Raw genomic sequence first — 22,190 nt, 5'->3', positions numbered from 1 at the left:
GAGCGCAAAGAAAGCTAAACAAGCTGACGCCGGCAGAGTACCGACGTCAGCTAGCAGCTTAGGGCTTTTTTCAATGTCCGCTATTTGGGGTCTTGACCATTCCGACGGGATGCCTTTTCGAACATTACCTTTCCGATGGCACTACAAATTAAATTACACCTTGCGCGAGCATGGCATCCGCTACTTTAAGGAATCCGGCAATGTTGGCCCCGACGACTAAATTGCCGGGAGCGCCGTATTCTTCGGAGGCACGAACGGAGTTTCTGTAAATGTTTTTCATGATGGCATGGAGCTTGTCGTCAACTTCATGGAAAGACCACGAGTATCTCATGCTGTTTTGCGACATTTCGAGTGCGGATACCGCAACGCCTCCCGCGTTCGCGGCTTTGGCCGGCCCGAACAGCACGCCGGCTTTTAAGAATGCGTCGATCGCTTCCAACGTACAAGGCATGTTGGCTCCCTCGCCGATCGCTTGTACGCCGTTCAAGATCAATAGTTTGGCCGACGACTCGTCGATTTCATTCTGAGTGGCGCAAGGGAGAGCAATATCGCACGGAATCGTCCATATGTTTTGGCAACCTTCCACATAAATAGCGTTCGGATGCTCCTTAACATACTCGCTGATCCGTTTTCTTTCCACTTCTTTCAATCGGCGTACCGTCTCGAGATGAATCCCGTCTTTATCGTAAATGTATCCGTTCGAATCGCTGCATGCAACGATTTTGGCACCTAGCTGAAAAGCTTTCTGCATAGCGTAAATCGCAACATTGCCGGAGCCGGAAACGACTACGGTGCTGCCTTCAAAGCTTAAGCCTTTCGAATTCAGCATTTCGTTGACAAAATAGACGCAGCCGTAGCCGGTAGCTTCCGTACGCGCCAAGCTGCCGCCATATCCGATGCCTTTGCCGGTTAAAACTCCGGCTTCAAAGCCGCCCCGGATTCTCTTGTACTGACCGAACATGTAGCCGATTTCTCTTGCGCCGACGCCAATGTCTCCGGCAGGAACGTCAATGTCGGGGCCGATATATTTGTACAGCTCGGTCATGAAGCTTTGCGTAAATCTCATGATTTCGCCGTCGGATTTCCCTTTGGGATCGAAATCCGAACCGCCCTTCCCGCCGCCGATCGGCTGGCCGGTGAGGGAGTTTTTAAACGTTTGTTCAAATCCCAAAAACTTGATAATGCTGGCGTTAACGGAAGGATGGAAGCGAAGGCCGCCTTTGAATGGTCCGATGGCGCTGTTGAATTGTACGCGGAATCCGCGGTTCACTCTTACCGTTCCTTGATCGTCCACCCAAGGCACTCTGAAGGTGATCAATCGTTCCGGTTCGAGGATCCTTTCCAAAATGCCGTTTTGACGATACTTAGGATGCTTGGTCAATACCGGTATTAACGAATCCAGGATTTCTTTAACCGCTTGATGAAATTCGCTTTCATGAGGATTGCGCTTGATTACGGTTTCGTAGACGGATTGAACGTAATCTTTTGCCGTGAGTTCTTCGTGAAGCGTGGGCAATGAAGTGTTCATAGCAATGACAACCACCTTTAACGTATTATCTTACTAAAAAATGCCATAAAGACATTTTTGCACATTTAGCCGTATCTAACAACTATAAATCGCGAACATGTCATAAAAAATCGGACGAAAATCAATTTGTTACGAAACGTACGGCAAAAAGCCCCTCCTCCGACTCCGGAATTGGGGCTAGATTCAATAGTTCGAGAAAATACGCCTTAGCAATCCGGGCTGGGATTCCAGCCCGTAATATTTGTAATGTCCGAGTGCGAAAATCCCCACTCTACTTGCGGCTTCGCTAATCCAATAATTTTTGGTGAATGCTACCACGGTAGAACCTGCAGGCCATATTTCAAGCCAGTTGGAGACGCTAAATCCGTCGTTAATTCTCCCTTTGACGGCCGCTTTTAGTTGATGGTGTCCGGATAATCGGCTTTGCATGCGAGCCGATGTACTATCCAACCCGTCTCCGCCTCTACAAGCGAGATTATCTAGAAACCATTGAGTATTGCTCTTATCGGCACTTGCGTGAAATACACCCATTTGAACGAGGTCGTCGGCTATTTCTTCTCCTCCAATTATTCTTCTTTTTATGTTTCCATTTGCCAAAGAACGTTCTACAAGCGATTTTCCGCCCTCTTCCGCTCCATGCATATTCAAAATAATTTTATTGTTGTGCGCGATATTTCTGACGTCCGTGCCGTACGGCACTATATTGGCCCTATTAATACCGCGCCAGTTCGCAATAAGCAAGGAATCTTCATACAACTCAAAATCATTTTTGGCATAAATCATCAGCGGCTGATCCGCACGACCGCCTTGCACAAAGTTTGACAGCTGACGCATCGATCGATAACGCAAGTACATAGAAAACCGAGACAGTCCATAACCCGTTACCGCTCCCGCTACGAGCGATAACGGAATACCGATCCCGAGCGCCTTCCCCCAATCCCCCGTTACACCTCCGGCGATAACGGAAGCGGCTATCCCGCCTGCCATGACTCCCAGTCCGAGCACGTTCATTCCGATATATAAGGCGCGTCCCGATATGCCACCGGTAGGATCGATCATGTTGATCGGGTTATTGCCGGCGTACACGTACGGACTCGCAAACTGATAGGCCGGGTCCGGCGCGTAAAACCGCCCGATCGCAGGATCGTACCAGCGTGCCCGAAAGTTGTATAAGCCCAGCTCGGAGTCGAATTCCTGTCCCGTATAGCCGCGGGAGAAGCTGCTCGCCAGCGCATCGCTCGAGCTGTTGCCTGCCAGCAATTCGCCGAACGGCCCATAGTTGTAATAGGCCCGGGCCTGTTTGTCACGGCCGAAAATGACTCGCGGCGAACCAAGGTGGTCTTTCGAAATAAACCAATCGTTTTCTCCGTCGAAGACGGCGATCAGTCCGCCGGGGCCGTAAATGTACGCCGATTGCGTCTCCAAGCCGCCGACCTTGCGTTTTTCAATCAGCGGGTAGTCGCCGACGCCGCGAAGATACGCCGTCTTTTTCTCGGTGCCGCCGATCGGCCCCGGCCAGGTATGGAATTTGACCCGTTTCAGGCACCGCTCTCCCCCGCTGTCATATTGCAGCGAAATCTCGAGATGATTCGCCTGCACGCAAACCGGCAATTGCAGCAGACGGTCATAGACGATTTCGGAAATGCCGGCGGTCGATTGCAGGCTGCCGTTCGGCGTATACACGAACTGTTTTCCGTTCACATCGTGCAGCCGGTTGGATTGAGATCCGTAAGCATAGCTTCGCAGCTGGCCGTCCACCCGCATTCCCATTATGTTTCCGTTCGCATCGTAACGCGCTTCCTCGAGGTTGCCGCCGTGAGCGTTGCCCGTTGCCCGGATCAGTTGGCCGAATTCGTCATACGCATACTCGTAACGGACATCGACAGGGCGACCGATTCCGAATCTGGCGGTCGTCCGGAATTGAACGTGAGCGCTCGCTACGTTTCCGTCCAAGTATTGCCCTTGCGCATCCTGGTAACAGAGCTGCTCTGTGAAAAATTCATCGTCCTCTATTTTGACGAGCCACCCGAGCGAATTGTAATGCATCGTGCGTGTCACGAGCCCTGGCCCCAGCTTTTCCTCCCCGACGCTTCCGTCCGCGTTATAGCTGTAGCTTGCGTAATAAGCACTAAGCGGTTCGGTTCCGACGGCAACGATTTGACCGAGCATATTATACGTATACAGTATCGTACGCCCTGCCGACGGGTATATGATTTTTCGAACGTCGCCCAAACCGTTGTACACATAGTCCGTTACGTAGTCGCATTCGTCATAGGCGGATATCCGTACCATATGGCGAATAATGCGTCCCGCCCGGTCATAATCGTAACGTTCAGTCACGACCGCCTCCGGTTGGTCCGTACCCGACCGCATTTCCGTTTTGTACAGACGCCCGATCCGGCCTTCGATGCCGCCTGAATCGTCGCAGTCGTAGGCAAGTCTCCTGTGCCAATAGCCGTTGGCGGGAAAATAGGGCTCATCCGCATAACTTTGCAGCAAAGCCTGGTCCCAAACCATCGGAAGAGCGCCCGCTTCGAGCGGCCGGCCAAGCCGGTCATATTTCCAGTACAGCACGCTGTGCGGAGACTGTGCGGCTCCGTCGGCATCCAGCATAAATCGGAGACGACCGGCAGCGTCGAAGACGTATCGCGCCGTTCCCGTATCGATGTGGACGCGTTCGGTCAACTGCCCGATTCGATTATACCGATACGTGTTTTTGTGAGCCGAACCGTCGTTCCCGGGTTCGAAGTAATTGGGGAGACAGGCCGTTTTCTCCGTCCCTCCGTGGGACATCGTCCGATAGATGTTGGATGTTGACCTCTTCCTGGCCGGACCTTGTATAACTTGAGCGATGAGCCGCCCCTGCCGGTCGTGAAGCGGATATCCTGCACCTTTGCAGTGTCGTTTAAGGGCAGCTTGGCCGTTTGGGCCTGGAATTGGCCCAGCAGCTCGTCGGTCGGCTGAACGCCCGTGCTTGCCCGGAGCACAGCGGACAGCGCATCCTTCGGACCGCCCCAAAGCCCGTATTCGTACTGAACGGCATGATTCGAGCCGAGGGCATATTCCTTCCCGGATAATGCCGATTGCAGCGGGCGGGCCAGCGGATTCGGTTCGTTCCAGATGCCGGTGTAAGGATAGGGCGAATCCGTTCCGTACCAGGCGCGAATTTGTCCCGTCATCATGCGCCGCTGGGCGTTGGCCGGGTTCGTATCCCACAGCGGATGACCTCCGGCCGGATCGCGCCCGTCGACCAGCTTGCTCTCGAAGCCGAACATTTGCGGGAAATCGGCATCCGCTTGTTTGCGTACGGGCAGCGTATGCATAACCGCCGCTCCTTGAGCGTCATACAGCGTTTCCGTAACGATAACGGAACTTGAGCTTTCATACGCTTGCTTTTGCCGAATTTTGTTCCCGGCATCCATAAAGGCGGCACTTAACCGCAAATCCTGAAACACCATGACGTTGGTCAAGAGGCTGCTCGTATCGCCGACAACGGCAAAGCGTATTGCCTCAAACACGCGTTTTTGCAATGAGGTTTGAAGCAAAAGGGCACCATCGGCGTATACATACACCTTCGTATCCAAAATCAGCAGCAGCCAATCGCTCGGCATTCGCGAAACCGGAACGTACGAATGTTCCATGCCATGTATCAGGAAACGGAACAGCTTGTGATGGGCGATAAAATGAATTCCCATGCAGCCCATATCCAAAAAAATCTCAGTAGGTCTCTCCTTTTTCATATTCCCAATCTGTACGCGTACGCCGAAACTGTCGGCGTAAGTTTCAGGCCGCGCTACAAATTGCGTATTGTCAATCGTATGCCACGGACCATGACAATCATTCGGGCCGTTCCAATAAGCGCTCGGTCCCGACGATTCCACTTGCATCGCGAAATTGGGCGAGGCCGGCTTGAACAACGGCGAGACGGATGTTCGCGAGTAGGCGGCCAACATATTGGAAACGATGCGCCCGTCCGGTCCCGCCACAGCGATTCTTTGCTGCAACTGGTTGTAAAAATATTTGGCGGCGAGGCCGTTTTCGTCAAGAACGGCGGTCACATGCTTGTGCGACTCATGCAAAACGTCGGCTCGAAACGTTCCGCCAAGCGGAAAGAAGGCAACGTCGTCCACCAGGATAGTCCCCATTGTTTCGTTCCGAACGAACAGCGATAAGGCAACGCCGCATTCATCGCCCCATTTGTTTTCCCGGCGCAGCCGCTCGATATCGATCAGCAGTTCATACCTTTTCCATACGCCGTCTGTGCCGGTAACGAACTTGGATACCGATTGGAATTCCCGTCCGTTCAAAGGATGCGCAATGACGCCAAAATAGCAGGAGCCCATTACCACGGGGTCCATTTTGACGTGTACGGCCATCACAAACCGCTGCTGCGTGACAGGAATACGTTCCAATGGGACCGCCTGCCCGAGAGTTGACGCACTGCCGAGCCTTAAAGAGAAGGAGCCGGTATGTCCGCCATGCACTAACTGCGATTCGTCGATTGCTTGCCCGTTAACTCTCCATCCTTGCAAGTCTTCGTACCGTTCAAACCCGACATAAGCGGCCTCACCGCGGGAAATGCTGGCGTTAACGAAGGTAGCGATCTCCGCTGTCCGCGATTTATCGTACAAGTGGGATACGACTGTGCCGTCCGGACCTTCTGTCTCCGTTACGATTCCGTGGTATTGCTGAAGAATCGAATTTTGTTTGCGCCAGTCGGAAGGAATGACCCCGCCTTCCCACCATTGAAACACGGGATGCTCCGTTCCGGTCCACCGATAGCTGGATACGGGGAGCCATAAGCCGTCGGGCCAGCTCTGCCACACGGTAGCCGCGGATGACAGCGTCGTTCCGCCGCTTGCCGCGAGGAGAGGGAGCTTGGTCAGATCGGCAATGACGTTAACCGGTCTAGCCGCTTGCCGGGTCGTTTCGGCGGCGACCTGGTTCCAAATTCCCATATTGCGAACCGAAGCATAAGCCTCGTGCGCGTAGATCAGATCCGTTTGCAGAATGTCCAGCTGTCCGTCCATATTGCCGTTAACCGTTATCGTGCTTTTTAAAATCCCCGTACGTAGTGCGGACGGATCGTCGGCGATATCGTACACAAACTGTTGAATGTGCCTGACGCCTTGCCGCTCGCTCACGATCATCATCGGTTTCATCGAGCGGGAGCCGGGAACGGCTTCGATTTTCCAAGCTTTATAATAGGTTGTCTCGCTTTGCAAAGGCTTCTCTGCGCCGGCTTCCCATACTTCTTGACGATACGGCAGACCGGCAGCCAAAGCCGGATATTCCGTAACGTTGTCAAAATGCTCATTCACAGGACGGTTCGGCGCAGCTTCGGAACTGCCGTTGTAATAATAGTACACGGTCTTTCCCCGTTTGCCGGCGTCTTCTTTCGACATCCCCGCCGTTACGGTGACCTTGTTGTACAGGACGACATTCATCGACGGATCCGGCAAGCCTCCGTCATACTCGATAAACATCTCGTATTTTTGATAACCGTCCCATTGCGTAATTTGCTGCACCACATAGTCGGACAATTCTCCGGAAACCGCATCCTCGGCAATGCGGAACAGACTGAACCTTGCCGCCCTTTTAAAGTCATCTTTGTGCGAAGAAAGCTGCGACTCGGCATGCAGGCGCGGGTAAGCGAGGACGACGTCGCGCCCGATCAATGACGGCTGGTGCGGCGACGGCTCCGTGGTCCATTTCGCCCAGCCTTTCTCGACTTCCTCCGCCGTTTCGAGCGTAAGCTGCTCGACGAGGAGACCGTTGCGAAAGACGGGAACGTAATTTCGCAAGTTTTTGATATAAGTTTCCGGCCGGTCTTTGGACACATCGAGCGCATCTTCGTATGTCATGTAGACACTGTGAGCATCCGTCAACGTCAGCGTGCTGTAAAGCAGATTCCTTTTGTTGTCGCTGAACAGTTTGCCCAGCGCCGACCATGAACGGTCGTGAAGCTGCACGTAAACTTGTTTGTCAACGATGCAGTAGCGCATTCCGCGCCAAGCGCCTTCTCTGAATCCTTCAGGCAGATGGAGGAACGAGAAGGCGAAATCCATCACTAAGCCGGCGATCGCTCCCGTCACGAATTCCATTGGCAGCGTAACGGCAAACGTGATGAGGGATGCGGCGATCCCGATCGCCATATTCACAAACTCGATGTCGGGTCCCGAAAAATCGAGCTGGGACTTCCATTCGTTCTTCGCCGGGTTGTACTGCATCAAGCGCGATGTCCTCATGCCCCAGGAAGCGGAAACTTCCAGCGCGCTGTCCATTCCGTGAAAATGATCGATCCGGTCCATCTGCAAACGAAACGGATTCCAGTTCACGCCGTCGAAGCGGTAAACGAACTTGGCGTTGGCCGAAGGCTGCAGCACCGAAACCACATCCCCGGCTACCGTCATGTAAACGTCGGTCGGGACGGACATGCCCGTTCCCACATGAATTTCAATCGCGGAGAGGCTGTTCGCAGCCCAGTTGGAAAATTGCTCATCCCAACGATAAACGAAATGTTTATACTTGTAATATTTATTCGTACCGTATGCGCCATAGCTTACTGTGTGCATCGCATGCGCTTGGACGGCTGCAAAGGAATCGGACGGTTGAACGACCAGCTTCAGAATTCCCGACTCCGAACGCGTCAATTCGCGCTCCTCTTTGGGAAAGAAGTGATCCGCCTCCTGCTTCGTCTCCTGCCACGCTCCCGTTATATCCAAATAAGTGACGTATAAGGCCGGTTTTTGGGAATTATCCGGACGGGCGTAGGCGACAAACACATAGTTGCTCTTGCCGGCGAAGCCGAACACGGTTTTGTTCGCCGTATCCAGCGTTACCGAGCCATCCGCCGTCCACCCCGTTCGCGTCTGGTGGAAACGATGCAAAACGCCGCCGTTTAAAATGGCTATGTGCCGAGGGCCGGCGGCAACCTCGCAGCCTTTGTTCAGCTGCACCGATTGCGGGTAACTGTCCCATTTTCCGTATTGTTTGCGGCTTTTGCGAAATATCGTGAGCGACTTGGGCTGTCCCGGTGTGACGAGCGCGAAAAAGTCTTGTTCGAGGAAAAATGAGCAGTCTGCCCCCGCTCCCGGAAATACCCCCAACTCTTGAGCCATCCATGTTCCGTGCCATTGGTAGACGGTTGCGTACAACTGATTGTCGCCTTCCCAGGCGATTACCGTGTAATCGGGACCGAAGTAAGCACGGGGATGTTTCCACTGCTCGTTATCGTTCTGGGGACGCCGCACATCGCGGAGGCTGAGGCTTGTTCCGGACAGCTTCTGCTTGCCGTACGTATACGCCGTCACTTGCCCTTCCGGAGTTGTCACCGATTTCAACGCACCGTACAAAGCTCCGTCTCGAAATCTGCCTTTGTTATCAGAAAGCGAAACGCCAACGCCGTCAGATTCGGTAAAGTAGGCAAATGTAAGAGGAGGATGAATCTCGCGCCGGTCTTCTAAGGCCGATTGTTTCGTAATCGACACGAGCAGCCGTTTGGTTAATTCGGCAGCATTCAGGAAGGAGTAAGACAGCAACACGCTGTAGAGGCGCGTTCCCGACGAGTCGTGAACTTCCAGACGATCCAGGTATCTAGTTTGCACCCTGTCTTGAAAGGATTGGGGCAGCGGAGTCCGGTATTCTTCAGGCTGTTTCTCGCGATAATGAAGACGGATCGTTTCCCCTGAACATAACCGGATTTGGCTGACGTACGCTTCCCGCGTGAACGGAAGGCCGCCTTCTCCTCCGGCGCGCACTTGTACTTGTTCGTAGCTATACGTAATGAATTGTCCGGTTGCGCTGCGCGAGCTCGTGAGGTTCCACACCAAAGCAAACTGCGTCTGGCCGGCCGTTTCCCGGCTGCTCCCTACCCAATTGCCCCATTTGACCCCCCATTCTATCGATTGGCTTGTTGCCGCGTTTTCGCCAAAGCAGTAAACTCCTCCGTCTTCCATGACGATTTTCCAATGATTGAAATCGGGATCGTATTCGATCGTCCAAAGCGGGTTTTTCTCCGATTCGAAATAATACGTATTGTACTCTCTGCCCTTCGGGTACAGCGGAATCATCGTTCCCATGAAGAGATAGAAGCTGTCGTCATGGAGCGAACCGTTTCGGCCCGTATCGCGGCAAATAAACGCTTGTTCCAGCGACCAGCCCAAACCCGCTACGCCGGAGGACGCATCTTCGTTCCGCAGCTCGGCGCCAAGCGCCGCTTTGCTGTTGTAATGCAGCCCAATGGAAGCGGTAAGCCCGTTTTCGCCCGATATTTCGGCCAATGTAACGGGAAGATCGATGTTGCCCGTATTCAAATTGATATGGCCCGCCGTTTCGATGCCGATCCCTCCTCTCGAACTTGTTTTCGGCCCGATATAGTTCAATTGTAACAAAAAACCAAATTGTAACACCTAACCAAAGTTGGTTTTCAATAAATTTCATATCGCCCGCCTCCACTGCAATTGTTCGTACCGCGGCAGCAATCCCCCCCCCTCGACAGCTCCCGTCACCTTCGCAGCAATGGCAAAAGCCCCCGACCTCAATCAGGCCAGGGGGCTTCTCCATTATGAAGCTATGGAGCGGCGAAAGCACGCGGCAGCGTTTGAGATATGGGATGCAAACGGCTCCTAATGACGGAATGGAATCCATGTCCTATGCATTTTGCGGGATGAGCCATATCTCGGCAACGTTTAAGCGTTTAAATCCCTTTTCTCTTTTGAATGTCAGATTCAGTTTTCCATCGACGAGAGCCTCCTGAGGAATGAGCGACTCGATGGTGACACCTGTCCCTTGACCCACCAACACATGATCTTGGAGGCGATAACGGCCGTTGACGATCATGCTTACCCATGTATCCCGCGCTTGCTCCTCATTGATTGTGTCGCCCACATAAGTAACTTTGACGGAGTAAGACAGATCGGGATTCAGATTGTCATAGGCGATCGAGATCGGCGTATCCGTCATCGTGTTAACGTGGTTGACCCAAGCGAGAGGAATGCCGCCCAGTTCATTTTTTTTGTCCTTCCTCATCGTTAACAAGTATGTAGCGTGAGCTATCCTGGGCGACTGCAAGTAACCGGGATCAGCTCTCCACCCCAGCCCGGGATCTACCCGGGCGCTGCAGCTGTAAGAGCCCAAGTTGTCGTAGTAGCCCCCCGGTCCAGGGTTAGTCCGGTTTAGCAGTTCGCGGATTTTGTGAAGCCTGCCCTCTTCGCTTCCGACTTCTCTGATCCGCCGGCACTGTGTCAGCAGAAAATCGGAGTCATTGAGCGGATAATCGATCGTATCCAAGAAGGCTCCTCGGCCAACCGCAATGGCATAATGACGCTCGACAGTAAGCTGCGAGCCAATGTTTCGGAACAGTTCATCGGCCAGATCGATGCACTTTTGCTTATAATCTTGCGCTACCGGTTCCGCATGAGCGAGCCGCAGAATTTGTTCGGCGCGATCCAACGCGGCCAAGCTGCCGCTCGAGCGGGCTGACCGCAACGCATCTTTTGCTTTGTGCTCCAGCTCCGTTTCGTAGATGAGCCGCCGTTTGATGTAGGCGTCATAGTAGGCGCGCATGAGTCCCATTTGGAATCTGTAATTGTTCAGCATCCGCGGTGACGCCTGCTCCTCCATCTGCATCCACTGCTGCAGCGTAACTTCAACGCGTTCATTAACGGCAAGCGGGCCGATCCAATTTTCTTCCAGCGACATGAGGCCGCGTGCAATCGCCTCGTCGTAATCGCAGTCGATCAAAAATCGGGCATATTCACGCAGCGTCTCCATGACAGGAGTATTGGGATCCAATCTTGGTCCGACCAAACAAATTTATTGACGTCGTCGTTGATGCCCTCCGAATACGAAATGTTTCCTTGCGCATAGGGCGCAAACACGTTATGAATATGTTTTTCCGCTATTGGGCGCGGATTGTAGCATTCTCTGCCAAGCGTCAAGGCAAGGGACAGATCCCAGTTCTCTACCGGATATTGGCAAGAAATATTGTGGGTGATGTCCTCGTAACGACGAATCGGGTATTTCGGCGGGATTTTCTCGCGAAAGTCCGGCAGCATTTCATCGACATGGGGTCCGTACACGACACCTCCGAGCCATTTCGGCTCAAGATTCACATTGCGATAAAAGCCTTCGAGCCACGGTTTGGGCTCGTACTTCATCACCTGCGGCGCCAGCCATATTTGGGCGGAAGGATGATACTTATGCAGCAGCCGGCTCACTTCCTCCGACCATTCGAATAACAGGTCCGGATCCATTCCTCCAGGATCGCTGCCGGGAATCAACACGGCGTCAATTCGCGTAAGCTTGCGGAAAATATCGTCTCTTTCCGCCAGTTCAATTTCTCTCGTATGAGGATCGGTGTAATCTTCAGCCATATTCGGGTACCAGATCCAGACGTTCAGTCCATATGAATCGATGATTGCGGACAAACGTATCATCATCTCCATGGGGTCAAGCTTCATGAGCGGTCCCGTCGGGGCATCATCCGTACGCGGCGGCAATATTTCGATGCTGTTCGCTCCGAAAAGCGCCAGCTCGCGAATGTACTGATCATACTGTTCCACGGTCCAGGCGTCATAGGCGTTCGTCTTCGGACGGTAGCCGAGTTGATGGCCGCGGATCGGATAGCGGGGCGAGCTTACAAGCTTCAGTTCGGCGTCAAGCCGTATCGAGCCTTCTTTAAGCCTCGACTTCCGCAGCATCTTCCCTATCCCGTACAATACCCCCCTGGCATCGGCACCGATGATGAACAACTTCCGGGCGTTACCCTCTTGTACGACTTGAAGCAAGTATCCTTCCGGCTCCAACTGCCGGGCGTCCGGAAGTTTGTCGGCATAGCCGCCGATCAAATCCGCGAGCCCATCAAATGTTCCTACGACGATCGCGCTGCCGTATCGCTCCGGTTCGGCATATGCTTCGGGTAAAACGATCCCTGTTCGTTTCGCGATTTCTTCAATGAAAACTTCAACCGCCTTGGCAGCGGGGCCGGAAGCGTTCTGGGAATGAACGACATGTGCATCCGACAGATCTACGGTCGATTTCATGGTTTCCCTCCATTCTTGGTTCTAAATGTTAATGCTTCCGGCTGCCTGTTGATCCATGTCTCCGAGCGCCGCTTTCATCTCGCGAATTTGCCCCCCCAAATGTTGGACGAACGACGTGATGTCCGAGCTTTGAATCAAGAGGTTAAGACCTTTGCCCGCCCACTCGATTTGGCGCTGCGTACCGATCCAATAATGGATTCCGGCCCCGATTCCGCGGCTTCTCGCTTTGCGGACGATTTCGTCCACAGCCTCCAAAAACAGCGGATGGTCGTATTGCTCCGGCACGTTCAGGCTGCAGGAAAGATCGTGCGGCCCAATCAAAACCGCATCCAAATCCGTCACGTTCAGAATGTCGTCCAGCGCATCCAGGGCCGGCCTGCTTTCAATATTTACGATCAGGATGTTCGACTTGTTATATTGTTCCAAGTATTCTCCCATAGGTCCGGTGCACTTCTCATTGCCCTTCAGAATATCGTCCAGCTTTTGCCCTCGCAACGGACGATATTTCACCGCTCCCCGCAGTGCCTCTACCTGCTCTACGGATTCTACATACGGCGCGATAACACCGCTGGCGCCGCCGTCAAGCACCATCGTTGCCGCATACGGATCGGGCGAAGGGATCCGCACGATCGGAGGCATTCCAAGCGCCTTATAGGCCTCGCACATCCAAGAAAGCTGATGGCGATCTATGCTGATATGTTCGGTATCGATAAATACAAAATCTAAACCTAATTGCCTAATATGGGCAGGCCACTTCGGCGACGGCGATATAATACACGTACCGTACACCCGTTTTCCGCTTTTTAGCGCAGTTTTCAGTTCAAGAGCATCCATTCGGAATACCTCCGTCACTTTTTTTTGATGTACGAATCAGCTACAACAGCTCCCGCTTCGACAATGCCTTCGATAATCTGTGCAGTTGTTCCACTTCCAGACGATTTGTCGCTGTAAACTCGGAATCGCTTTTCGAACGGCAGCGATAGTTGCTCATAATGCCCTCCAGCATGAGATAGTACTTGGCATTCACAGGGTATAATTGTTTTTCGATCAAGGAGATCATGCTTAGCAGCTCAATTAATCGTTCTGACGCCTCCGGCTCGCTCGGCCAGCTTTTCGTTAACCGTACGTACAAATCCGGATGAAAATTGGCCATAACTCCGCTGTACCCCGCTGCCCCGAGCTTCAGAGTTTCAAGCAGCGTCGCCGTATTCGCATTGTAAATTTTCAGTTTGGTCCCTTTGACGGCTTCAAGCTTATGCCTTATATTGTCAACGTCGCAGTTCGTATCCTTCAAGAACAAAAACCTTCCCGTCTCGGCGCACCATTTCAAAAACTGCGGCGAAACGATCCGTTTATACGGGTAAGGGCACTCGTAGAGGCCGAGCGGGACATGCTCCGGAATACGTTGCAGCAATTTCTCCAGATTGCGGCGCATCACATCTTCCGACTCGTCCTCCAGCGCCAGCCGGTTCGTTATGAGCACCAGCGCATCGATGCCCGTTTCGGCCATGAGATTCAGTTCCTTCACCTGATCTTCGAATGCATCCGATACATGGCCCGATGCGATAACCGGGACGCGGTCCCCCGCTTCTTTTTTTACGAACGACGCCAGGCTTACCCTTTCCTCCAGACTGAGAAAAAACATTTCGCTGGATTGGCACACCGCGAATAAACCGTCCACCCCTTGCCGGATATACCAGTTTACGGCGCGCTGCTGAGCGCCATAGTCGATGCCTCCCCCCTCGGTAAAAGGAGTGACCATGGTGGGAAATACCCCGTCGGCTATACTATTCCTCATTGGTTCCCCTCCTTGCTCATGAATTCGTGATGCGAAGCTTGCAGAACGCAATATTTTCCCTTCTCCATGTATACGTCAGACAGATGTCGTCTCCATCCGCCAAAATAGCCGGGTACGAATATTCCCCTGCACCGTCTTCCAGCACGAATTGTTCGCCCCAAGTCGCTCCATTGTTTTTCGAAACGCGAAGCACCAATGGCGATCTTGGCCCCCAGTTGATGCCGACCGGATTATAAATCAATACCAACGAGCCGTCTGCCGTTTTCGCGACGTCGATGCCGCTGTTATTGTTGGGCAGATCCGTAGCGTACGCAGCGCACCATGTTTTGCCATAATCCGTGGAATCGCTGCGGTATATGCGGCCTTCGCTGCTTCTCAACATCATGTGTACCGTTCCCGGCTTCGACTCCCATAACGTCGGTTGAATGACACCTCTGCCGGCAAAAGATTGCTCCGACACGGGAATACCGCTTTGACCCTTTTGTTCAGCAGCCTGCATAAACGATGTAATTTCAATATCTTCAGACCTGGCCCAGCTTTTTCCTTGATCTGTGGAAACGTCTACGAACGCTTTCCACATGCCGTCCTCGGAGGAAGCCGGTGCGAGCCAAGTTCCGTCCGAGAGCACGAGCAGCTTATTTCGAACAGGGCCTCTTCCCCCCCGGTCACCATCGACAAGCTCAACCGGCCGTGTCCATGTTCGGCCAAGGTCACTCGAAACCATCCATTTCGTATACCAGGATTTGATTTGACGGCCCACTTTATAAAACAGCAGGAGCGTTCCGTCCGGCCGTGCGAACAAGACAGGGTTCCAGTGCGGAAGCTCCGGTTCGTCAGCCACTACGAACGGGATGCCCCACTTCCCGTTTTCTCTGCGAGAACACCAAATCGCCACATCGTCGGCGCCTTCCCTGCTGCCCCCGAACCATACCGCGAGCACATCGCCGTTAGGCAGCAATGCCAGATGCGAAGCGTGGCAACTTTCAAAAGGCTTAGGCTCGTCAACTATGAGTTCTTTGTCAATCTGTTCAAACAAGTTGAACCCTCCCGCCTTAACTTTGCTAAATGATGAATTGCCGTTGCCGTCAGAATTCAAGTTAACAAAGATGATCCTTGCCGCAAACATCCACTTTGGAATCTTGTGTTTCATTATGGCGTTTTGCCGGCCGTCAATTTCGTTTCACCATTATTTTTTGCCATCGTTGCAGCCGCCCTGGCGGCATTGCGGTACAGATGAGGAGTGGTGCCCTCATGCTTTTTGAACAATCGGATGAAAGTGGTTCTGCTGTAAATGCCGACCCGTTCCGATATTTCTTTGATGTTCAATTCTGTTTCCGCTAACAATTGCTTCGCTTTGGCCATCCGGTACGAGCTAATATAACCAACCAGATTGGTCCCTGTTTTTTCCTTGAATACCCGCGAAACGTACTTGGCCGAAACCCCCATATTGTCGGCAATGCGCTCCAGTCCTAAATCTTGATGATAGTTTTCCTCAATGTATTTGATGATGACGGAAGCGATTTGAGATGAGCTCTCATGTGCCGGCAGCGCGGTATGCGCCATAATGTCGTCGAAAAATTGGTACAGCTGGAGCTTCTGCTTCTCGTATCCGGCAGATGGGTCCAAGCCGCCGAACAGTTGCGTTACCGTTTGGGGATCGATGCCCCGTTCGTCCAGAAACCGGTACCCCGTATTGTACATCTCCGATAACAGCGCAGATATATGATGCCGGGATATGCCCTTGCGTTTGTTCTTATCGACGATTTCTTCCAGCTTGAGCCGCAGGTTCTGCGCGTCACCGGCTTTAAGACAATTAATAATTGCGTTTTCATCGATGAACGAGTAAGAATGGTGCGTTACCGCGGGAGGAAGCTGCGCCGCGTCAATGATTTGAAAATCGGCCGTTTGATCGGCGAAATCCAAAGCGTTCATCGCACTCAAGTACGATTTGGCAATGCCCGCCACGCCTTCGTAACGTTTGCCGACGCCGATACAAATAACGCAGAATTGCGAATCGTAACGGAACGTGTCGATCATATTTTGCAGCGCTTTTTTAACCTGGTGCATGTCATCTTCATCAATCACATTGATAACGCTGATATACAGGCTATCGGTCACCTCGAGCAAATAGACGTCGACATACTGCCGCAGCAGGCCCCATATGATTTTCTTCATCTTGCTTAAAATCCGCATTCGGTCGACGTCCTGGATATCGTTGTAAAAAAGCTCCTTAAACTCAAACCAGACACTGCAGCATACGAACGAAGGTTTTTGAAACGATACGTCATTCCGCAGCATTTTGCCCAATTGCTCTTCCGCTTTGCGTGAAATATTGCCGTGAAATAAATTCATCAGCGACTTCTCCATATATTCTGTAGACATGGTGGCCAGTTCGTGTTTAAATTTATGGTTGCGCTCAATTAACCGGTTGATTCTGATTCCGATATCGTCAAAAGCATTGAATTTACCCGTTACGGTTACATCGTCGCTTCGATCGCTCGGCTGGTCGAGAATATCTCGAATTCGTTTAATCGGGCTGTAAATATTGAAAGCGAAAATAAACGAGAAGATGACCCCGACAACGACGAGCGCCAGACAAGTTGCTGCAATGGAGGCTATAAAATAACTGGTCTGTTTCTGGAATACGGATACCGGTGTGACGGAGTAATAGTTCCAGCCGTACGTTTCCGACTTGACATGAGTGACGACCGAATTCGCATGTGCAATGTTTATTTCTCCGTGGGTTTTGTTATTGTCGCGGAAATATTCAGTCAGCTGCGACAACGCTTCCGGCTTCAAAGAATCGGCGGCACTGTTAAGAATCATATGATTTCTGCCGTCAGTGATAATAAAGGTCGTGGAATCGACGACGGAGTGATCCGAAAGCGTCTTCAAAATCGTATTCGTGGCAACGGTAATGACAACTACGGCTCTATGACCGTTGATCGTGTTCGTAAATACGAAAGGAATGACGTTCTTCTTTTGCCAATTGTTAAGCTTGACTTCGGTGGCGTCCAATATTTCCAACGACTTTGCGTTCAGCAGCTTTTGTTCCCAATAACGCTGATCATAATTTTGGAACGAATAATTCCGGAAAAAAAAGTCAAAATCGTTGAGCCCCTCTCCCGTGTACACTTTCTTTGTATCCACAAAAACAAACATTTTATCGACCAGCGACCCTAACATGCTGGACTTGCTCGCTATTGATTCGGGTATCCGGGGCATGCGCACTCTTTCTTCTAGGCTATACTCGTCATACGGCCGAAGCAGCGCCCTCGTATCGTAAAAGAAGCTGGCGCTCGTTTCTTCCGTAGTTCGCAAATACGCTTCGATCGTAGCGGCCGACGATTGCAAATTCATGACGATTTTCTGCGTATCGGCTTCCATAAGATGGGCCGTCGAGTAGAAATAAAAAACTGTCCCTATAATTAAAATAGGGAGCAGCAAAGATAAAAAGTAACTCAGTATGCGAAAATACAATCGGTTCAGCGGAATGAACAATCTTTTCTCACTTTTGATCATCGTTGAACCAATCCTTTCTAACAACATTCCCTATTGCCTTCATTCAAGCTTATTTGGATTGTTGCATTAAACGAACATAAGCGTCGTTATAAATTTTCTCGATCTCGAGTGCCCCGCTGTCTTTCAGCTGTTGGATGAACTTGTCGTAATCGCTCAAAGGGCGGGTCCCGATAATGAATTTATCCATTTCCTGATCCACCAGAGTGTCAACTTTGGACTGCAGCGTCTTAAGTTTGGCGCTTTCCGCACTCGTAAACGGCGGATCGAACAACTCATAGACGTATCCTTTGTCCGGCACGATTTGCTCCGCCCACTTGGATAACTCGGGAGGCGATACGACAGCCATCGGATGCTCGTCAACGTTGAGGGAAAACGCCAGGAATCCGACTCCAAGCGTGTTTTGCATATACCGATACGGATCCTTCGTATTCGCGAATTCTTTGATGACGCTTTCCTCGATGACAGGCTTGCCGCCAACCATTTTGAAATGCTTGCCCTCGATGCCGTAATTCGTAATGAGAGTACCTTCATCGCTGTACAGCCAATCGAAGAACTTGACGATTTCCTTCGGGTTTTTGGCCTTCGCGCTGATCACAAAATGATGCAGCCAATCTTTCGCATACATCCAGTTTCTGGTTTGGCCGCGGTCGTTTTGCATCAGCGGCAGCAGGTCGAATTTCGCCTTCGGATTTGAAGCCAGCAAGGCGGTGTTGAAATTAACGCCAAAGCTGTTGTTGTCGTAATAAAAAAACGCTTTGCCCGCACTTAGCTTTTCTTTCATCTGATCTCCGGTATTTACCGCATAATCCGGATCGAGCAGCTTCTCCGCATATAGTTTGTGCACGTACTCGAGAACGGCCTTGAATTCCGGATGGGCTTGGCCGTATACATACTTTCCGCCATCGATAGCCGGGTCGAAATACATCCGGTTCCCCGAACCCAAGGCGAATGCAAGCGGCCGCAATAGGTTTTTCGCTCCTTCCCGGCTCGTAAAGGGGATGGAGTCGGGATATTTTTCTTTCATTTTCTTCAAAACCTGGTACAGCTCATTGAACGTTTTCGGTACGCTCAACCCGAGTTCCTGCAACAAGTCGACACGCATCATCGGGGCCTGCGCCAGCTGCAATTTCCATTGCCCTAATACCGGGAACGAGTACAGCTTGCCATCCACTTTGTTTTTTTCGATTTCTTTATCTTGTTTCATAATTTTAGACAGGTTCGGCAAATCGGCCATATAATCGTCGAGCGGCAGGAACAATCCGTTTTTGGCAGCTTCGGCAAAGTACGGACTGCCATTCGGAATTTTCATTACATCCGGCAAGCTATTGGTAGCGACAATCGTCTGCGCTCTTTGTGCGTAATTCGTGGCAGCCAGTTCCAGGTCCAGCCTCACGTTTGTTCTTTCGAAAATGTAATCGAATACCGGCGATTTGGTATTCACCGGCGGCGATGTATCCGTAGATAACACGTGTATGGTGATCGGTTTATCCAGCAGCTTATTGCCTTTGCTTCCCTCCGTCTGCGGTGCGACAGCAGAACTTTTGCCTGGCGGCACGCTATCTCCCGAATTCCCCGAGCATGCGGCAAGAACGAGCAGCGATGTGCACGACAATACGGCCAGCCATGATTTAGTTTTCATTTTTTTCCTCCCGGATGATGAATGGTAAAGCGCGCATCAACCTTTTAAGGATCCTACCATTGCACCTTTGACGAAATATTTTTGAATAAACGGGTAAACGCAAATAATCGGCAGTATCGTAATCATGATCATGGCGTATTTCATGCTGGTCACTATTGTCGTTAAATCCCTGGACGAGTCCGCTTGAACGCTGCCATCGATGACCATGCTGCGCAAAATAACCTGAACCGGGTACAGTTTGTTCTCATGCAAATATATCGTTGCCGGGAAAAAGCTGTTCCAATGCCATACCGCATAGAACATCACCATCGTTGCAATTACCGGCAGCGAAAGCGGAAGCACGAGACGCCACAATATGACCAAATCATTCGCACCGTCCATGAAGGCGGACTCGTGAATTTCGTTCGGTATGTTTTGAAAGAAAGTTCTCATAATGATCATGTACCATACATTGATAGCCGGAGGAATGATAATCGCCCAAATGCTGTTAAGCAGTCCCAAGCTGTTTACCACGATGTAGGTGGGAATCATCCCGCCGTGAACCAGCATCGTAATGATGATCAGCACGGTAAATACTTTTCTGCCGTAAAGTCTGCTTCTTGACAGCGGATACGCGCAAAGTGCGGTAGCCACTACATTGACGAAAGTTCCCAAGCCCGTGTACAGCAAAGTGTTTCCGTAAGATGTCAACACCAAGGGATTGGCAAGGACAGTTCGATATGCTTCCCAATTCCAACCGACCGGAAACCATTTGACATCCCCTCTCATGACGCTGATGCCATCGCTGACGGAAATAATGCCGATATAGTAAAGCGGGTATAGAAATGCGAACATCATGGCAGTTAGAAGGATATAAATGACTGCGTCAAAGGAGAACGAACCTAACGTCATACGTTTGCCCACACCATTATCCCCTTTACCATAAACTCGTTTCGCTCACTTTTTTTGAGAAATGGTTGGCCATTGTAACAAAACCTAGGGCGACGACCGATTGAAACAATTCCACGGCTGTGGAGTAACTGAAATCGCTGCCGAGCAGCCCTCGCCGGTACACATAGGTAGATATGACGTCGGCCGTTTCATAGGTGGGACCGGTGTAGAGCAAGAGCACTTTCTCGTATCCGATCGACATAATGTTGCCCACGCTTAGCAGAAACATAATCGTAATGACCGGGGCTATTCCGGGGAATGAGACATGCCGGATTTGCTGCCAGCGATTGGCGCCGTCCATTCTTGCAGCCTCATAGAGCTGAGGATCTACGGCCGATAGCGCCGCGAGATATATAATGGATCCCCAACCTACGCCTTGCCATAATTCCGAACTGATATAAATGGTGCGAAACCATCTTGGATCCATAAGAAACGGAATAGGCTCCCAACCAAACGCCGCCACAATGCGGTTGATCACACCGCCGTTTGAAAGAAAATTGACGACCATACCGCATACGACTACGGTAGACAGAAAATGGGGCAAGTAGCTGATGCTTTGCGATAATTTTTTGAACCACTTGATTCTTGCTTCATTTAAAATCAGGGCCAGGGCGATCGGCGCGGGAAAACAAAAAATCAGCATGTAAATATTAAGCAGTACGGTATTACGGACGAGCTTCCAGAAATACGGATCTGCCAAAAATTCACGAAAATGGGCAAACCCGACCCATTCGCTGCCGAAAACGCCTTTAACGAAATTGTAGTTCTGAAACCCGATCAGAATGCCGAACATCGGTCCGTATTTAAACAAAATAAAATACACCATCGGCAGAAACAGCATGGCGTACAAATATTTGTTTTCCGCGATCCTCTTTTTTCTTTCGCTCAATTTGATTGTGTTCCTCGCAGGCTCCGCAAACATTTTTCCCGGCATTGCTATTTATCCTCCTTTCTTGTTAGCGTTTACAAAAGGGGTGTCGCGGAGCATCCGATCGTCTGTCGGCAATCCCCTTTTGTAAAAAATGATAACAATGCCGGAGGGCGACGAACAACGCCCATTTTGGGATCGGATGTGCCATTGTGTTGCATTTCTACCCGCGTTTCATTTTTCTACCTTGTTCCATTATTGAATTTTTACTTTGAATACGGCTTTCATTACCGGCTCCGGTTTAGTGACTGCCAAACAGGGCATATGGGCGTCATCCGGATAAAATATGGCAAAACTGCCCTTTCCTACAGTGACAAAGTCTCCATTTCCAACCAGCACTTTGTAATCCTTTTCGTCCAAATGATCTTCCGTTACCGTCAAATGATCAGCGTGGGCATAGCCCATTCTTTCCGTACCTTCCAGCATGTATTGGATGTCGATGTAACTGCGGTGCGCTTCCCAGAAGCCTTGCTCCAACGGCCTGGTGCAGTAATTTTGAAGCAACAGGAACAGGTCGGAACCGTTAATTTCATATTTGCCCGGCTGCATAGCGGCAAGCTCGTTGTTTGCAATGAAATCGAAAGCTGAAGCAAATCCGGAATGCATGGCAGCATATAAACTTGCGTTTTTGATATGATCGATGATCATTGGGATATCCCCTTTACGACAGTTTTTTGGGAAGCAGCATTAATAACTTATATACCACTGTGATGTAGAAATTTCTATATATAGGATGGCTAATTCTTGAAACTGGACAATTATGTTCAAAAATGAAACAACCGACCTTAGAACAGGCCGGT

Annotated in this window: 13 protein-coding genes; all 13 read right to left on the bottom strand. The window is 51.2% G+C overall.

Going from position 1 to position 22,190, the window contains the following annotated elements:
• Window positions 1-148 precede the first annotated feature (148 nt).
• Window positions 149-1,528, bottom strand: a complete 1,380-nt coding sequence (gene gdhA, locus SD70_RS07470; protein ID WP_052487146.1) for an NADP-specific glutamate dehydrogenase — start codon at window positions 1,526-1,528, stop codon at window positions 149-151.
• A 183-nt stretch (window positions 1,529-1,711) separates the two neighbouring features.
• Window positions 1,712-4,213: an RHS repeat domain-containing protein gene (locus tag SD70_RS07465; protein ID WP_041046976.1), complete on the bottom strand. Its 2,502-nt coding sequence runs from the start codon at window positions 4,211-4,213 to the stop codon at window positions 1,712-1,714.
• Window positions 4,210-9,921 carry a hypothetical protein gene (locus tag SD70_RS07460; RefSeq protein ID WP_156157923.1) on the bottom strand — a complete coding sequence of 1,904 codons (5,712 nt, stop codon included), beginning with the start codon at window positions 9,919-9,921 and terminating at the stop codon, window positions 4,210-4,212. Before SD70_RS07460 ends, SD70_RS07465 begins: the two co-directional genes overlap by 4 nt.
• Window positions 9,922-10,180: 259 nt before the next feature.
• Window positions 10,181-11,302 carry a hypothetical protein gene (locus SD70_RS32945; protein ID WP_156157922.1) on the bottom strand — a complete coding sequence of 374 codons (1,122 nt, stop codon included), beginning with the start codon at window positions 11,300-11,302 and terminating at the stop codon, window positions 10,181-10,183.
• A complete protein-coding gene (locus tag SD70_RS32940; RefSeq protein ID WP_052487144.1) occupies window positions 11,269-12,573 on the bottom strand; it encodes an alpha-glucuronidase family glycosyl hydrolase in 1,305 nt (434 codons plus the stop codon). Before SD70_RS32940 ends, SD70_RS32945 begins: the two co-directional genes overlap by 34 nt.
• A 21-nt stretch (window positions 12,574-12,594) precedes the next feature.
• Complete coding sequence (locus SD70_RS07450) at window positions 12,595-13,407, bottom strand: HpcH/HpaI aldolase family protein (protein ID WP_041046974.1); 813 nt, start codon at window positions 13,405-13,407, stop codon at window positions 12,595-12,597.
• A gap of 40 nt (window positions 13,408-13,447) precedes the next feature.
• Complete coding sequence (locus tag SD70_RS07445) at window positions 13,448-14,371, bottom strand: dihydrodipicolinate synthase family protein (protein WP_041046973.1); 924 nt, start codon at window positions 14,369-14,371, stop codon at window positions 13,448-13,450.
• Window positions 14,372-14,387: 16 nt separating this feature from the next.
• Window positions 14,388-15,407, bottom strand: coding sequence for a sialidase family protein (locus SD70_RS07440; protein WP_041046972.1), 1,020 nt, complete (start codon window positions 15,405-15,407; stop codon window positions 14,388-14,390).
• A gap of 113 nt (window positions 15,408-15,520) precedes the next feature.
• Window positions 15,521-17,893, bottom strand: coding sequence for a helix-turn-helix domain-containing protein (locus tag SD70_RS07435; protein ID WP_041046971.1), 2,373 nt, complete (start codon window positions 17,891-17,893; stop codon window positions 15,521-15,523).
• Window positions 17,894-17,942: 49 nt separating this feature from the next.
• Window positions 17,943-19,532, bottom strand: a complete 1,590-nt coding sequence (locus tag SD70_RS07430) for an extracellular solute-binding protein (RefSeq protein ID WP_041046970.1) — start codon at window positions 19,530-19,532, stop codon at window positions 17,943-17,945.
• A 36-nt stretch (window positions 19,533-19,568) separates the two neighbouring features.
• The gene (locus SD70_RS07425) at window positions 19,569-20,435 is read right to left on the bottom strand and encodes a carbohydrate ABC transporter permease (RefSeq protein WP_231571091.1); all 867 of its coding nucleotides are present in this window, start codon (window positions 20,433-20,435) and stop codon (window positions 19,569-19,571) included.
• 13 nt (window positions 20,436-20,448) lie between these two features.
• Window positions 20,449-21,384: an ABC transporter permease gene (locus tag SD70_RS07420; RefSeq protein ID WP_052487149.1), complete on the bottom strand. Its 936-nt coding sequence runs from the start codon at window positions 21,382-21,384 to the stop codon at window positions 20,449-20,451.
• Between the two features lie 201 nt (window positions 21,385-21,585).
• Window positions 21,586-22,038, bottom strand: a complete 453-nt coding sequence (locus SD70_RS07415) for a YhcH/YjgK/YiaL family protein (protein WP_041046969.1) — start codon at window positions 22,036-22,038, stop codon at window positions 21,586-21,588.
• Window positions 22,039-22,190: the final 152 nt, after the last annotated feature.

It is taken from the genome of Gordoniibacillus kamchatkensis (assembly GCF_000829455.1).
GTDB lineage: Bacteria > Bacillota > Bacilli > Paenibacillales > NBRC-103111 > Gordoniibacillus > Gordoniibacillus kamchatkensis.
This window is presented reverse-complemented; position numbering and strand designations above follow the sequence as displayed.